The following is a 2,832-nucleotide window of genomic DNA, read 5'->3' as shown; positions in this document are numbered from 1 at the left end:
CTTTCCCTCCACGTCGCTCTTCCGATCTAGCCCACCCGCGCAGGGATCAAGCCTGACCGCCCGGAGCGGGTGGGCTCCCCCGGAAAACCCCCACCCCAACCCCAGAAAAGCAAAATCAAGGCCGCCCCATCCCCCGATACTCCCACCCAGCCTGCGTCCACAGTGCCGAGTCGAGGCAGTTGCGCGCATCCACCACGCGCCGCCCGGTGACCAGTTCGCCCAGCGCGCTCGGGTCGGCGTTGCGGAAGTCCGCCCACTCGGTGAGGACGCAGACCAGGTCGACACCGGTCACCGCCGCGTTGACGTCCGGCTCGTAGATCAGCTCCGGCACCGCCCGGCGGGCGTTCTCCATGCCCTGCGGGTCGAAGACGTGCACCTCGGCGCCGGCCTTGTGCAGCAGCGCGGCGACGGCGAGCGCGGGCGCGTCGCGTACGTCGTCGGTGTTGGGTTTGAAGGTCGCCCCGAGGACGGCGATCCGGGTGCCGGACAGGTCCGGGCCGGCCGGACCGGAGCGGCGGCCGAGCAGGTCGGCGGCGAGCTGGAGCACCCGGGTCCGGCGACGCAGGTTGATCAGGTCGACCTCGTGCAGGAAGCGCAGCGCCTCACCGGCGCCCAGCTCCTGGGCCCGGGCCTGGAAGGCGCGGATGTCCTTCGGCAGGCAGGCGCCGCCGAAGCCGAGCCCGGACTGCAGGAAGCGGTTGCCGATGCGGGGGTCGTACCCGATGGCCTTGGCGAGCTGTGTGACGTCGCCGCCGGCCGCCTCGCAGACCTCGGCCATCGCGTTGATGAAAGAGATCTTGGTGGCCAGGAAGGCGTTCGCGGCGACCTTGACCAGCTCGGCGGTGGCGAAGTCGGTGACCACCAGGGGCACCTCGCGGTCCTCGGTGGCGGCCAGGTCGAAGACGCCCTTGTGCGCGGCGTAGAGCATGCCGTTGGCCCAGTCGCTCTTGACGCCGACCACGATCCGGTTCGGCCGGAGCACGTCGTCGACGGCGAAGCCCTCCTGGAGGAACTCGGGGCTCCAGGCCACCTCGACGCCCAGGTCGATGGAGGCGTGCTTGCCCACGAGCTGCTCCACCCACTCGGCGGTGCCGACCGGGACGGTGGACTTGCCCACGATCAGCGCCTTGCGGGTCAGGTGCTGGGCCAGGCCGGTGACCGACGCCTCGACGTACGACAGGTCGGCGCCCATGCCGTCGGCGCGCTGCGGGGTGCCGACGCAGATGAAGTGCACGTCGCCGAAGTCGGCGGTCTCGGCGATGTCGGTGCTGAACCGCAGCCGCCCGGCGGCCAGGTTGCGCCGGAGCAGCTCGTCCAGGCCGGGCTCGTGGATCGGCACCTCACCGGCGTTGAGCTTGGCGATCTTGTCGGCGTCGACGTCGAATCCGAGCACCTCGTAGCCGAGCTCGGCGTAACAGATGGCGTAGGTCGCGCCGAGATAGCCAGTGCCCAGGAAGGTCACCCGAGGTCGGGAGGCACCCGAGGGGGGTGTCACCGAGGCGATGGCGGGCATCGGCTGGGTGTTCGGGTACGGGATGGTCACGCCTGTCTCTCCGCTCGCACTGGCGGCGCGTGGTCGCGTCGCGGTCCGCTGCGGCACCTGGCGGGGCACCGGAGGGGGGTCGTTCTGCTGTCTGTGCTCCATCATCGCCGAGCGGCGTCGATGCGCCGTTCCGGCTTAGCCTACGCGCCGGTAACATTTCTCGGACGGTGGTGACTATCCTTCAGTCTGCGCGATGGCCGTCCAGGTGACGCTACAGACTGCGCATAGTAGCGCTGAAGGGGAGGGGCCGGCATGCCCGCAGAGCAGTCGTTCGATGTGTATCGGTTGCCCGAGGAGCACCAGGCGATCCGGGAGGCCGTCCGTGAGGTCTGTACGGCGAAGGTGGCGCCACAGGCCGCCGAGGCCGACGAGACCGGTGAGTTCCCCACGGCGTCCTACGACGCGTTGCGGGCCGCCGACTTCCACGCCCCGCACATTCCCGAGGAGTACGGCGGGGCGGGTGCCGACGCGCTGGCCACCGCGATCGTGATCGAGGAGGTCGCCCGGGCCTGTGCCTCGTCCTCGCTGATCCCGGCGGTGAACAAGCTCGGCACCATGCCGCTGCTGCTGGCCGGTTCCGACGATCTCAAGCGCCGCTACCTGACCCCGGTCGCCGCCGGTGAGGCGATGTTCTCGTACTGCCTGTCCGAGCCGGAGGCCGGCAGCGACGCGGCGTCGATGACCACCCGGGCGGTGCGCGACGGCGATCACTGGGTGCTCAACGGCGTGAAGCGTTGGATCACCAACGCCGGGGTGTCCGAGTTCTACACCGTCTTCGCCGTCACCGACCCGACCGCGCGTTCCCGGGGCATCTCCGCCTTCGTGGTCGAGAAGTCCGATCCGGGGGTCAGTTTCGGCGCCCCGGAGAAGAAGCTGGGCATCAAGGGGTCGCCGACCCGCGAGGTCTACCTGGACAACGTCCGGATCCCAGCCGACCGGATCATCGGCGCCGAGGGGACCGGGTTCGGCACGGCGATGAAGACCCTGGACCACACCCGGGTCACCATCGCCGCGCAGGCGCTCGGCATCGCGCAGGGCGCGCTCGACTACGCCAAGGGGTACGTGGCCGAGCGCAAGCAGTTCGGTAAGGCCATCGCCGAGTTCCAGGGTGTGCAGTTCATGCTCGCCGACATGGGCATGAAGCTGGAGGCGGCCCGGCAGCTCACGTACGCCGCGGCCGGCAAGTCCGAGCGCGGTGACGCCGACCTGACGTACTTCGGTGCGGCGGCGAAGTGCTTCGCCTCGGACGCCGCCATGGAGATCACCACCGACGCGGTGCAGTTGCTCGG

2 protein-coding genes are annotated in these 2,832 nt (G+C 70.2%); one reads left to right on the top strand and one right to left on the bottom strand.

Translation table 11 applies throughout. The annotated features are described in order from the left end of the window. Positions 1 to 115: 115 nt before the first annotated feature. Positions 116 to 1,543, bottom strand: coding sequence for a UDP-glucose dehydrogenase family protein (locus ACWDVW_RS32535; RefSeq protein WP_449956803.1), 1,428 nt, complete (start codon positions 1,541 to 1,543; stop codon positions 116 to 118). Between the two features lie 252 nt (positions 1,544 to 1,795). Between ACWDVW_RS32535 and ACWDVW_RS32530 the strand changes: the two genes are divergently transcribed. Further along, positions 1,796 to 2,832: acyl-CoA dehydrogenase family protein (locus tag ACWDVW_RS32530; protein WP_449956800.1), on the top strand; the 1,037-nt coding region annotated here is incomplete at its 3' end.

This window comes from Micromonospora sp. NPDC003241 (genome assembly GCF_053589795.1).
The sequence above is the reverse complement of the archived record's forward strand: the minus strand, read 5'-3'. Positions and strand labels throughout refer to the sequence as shown.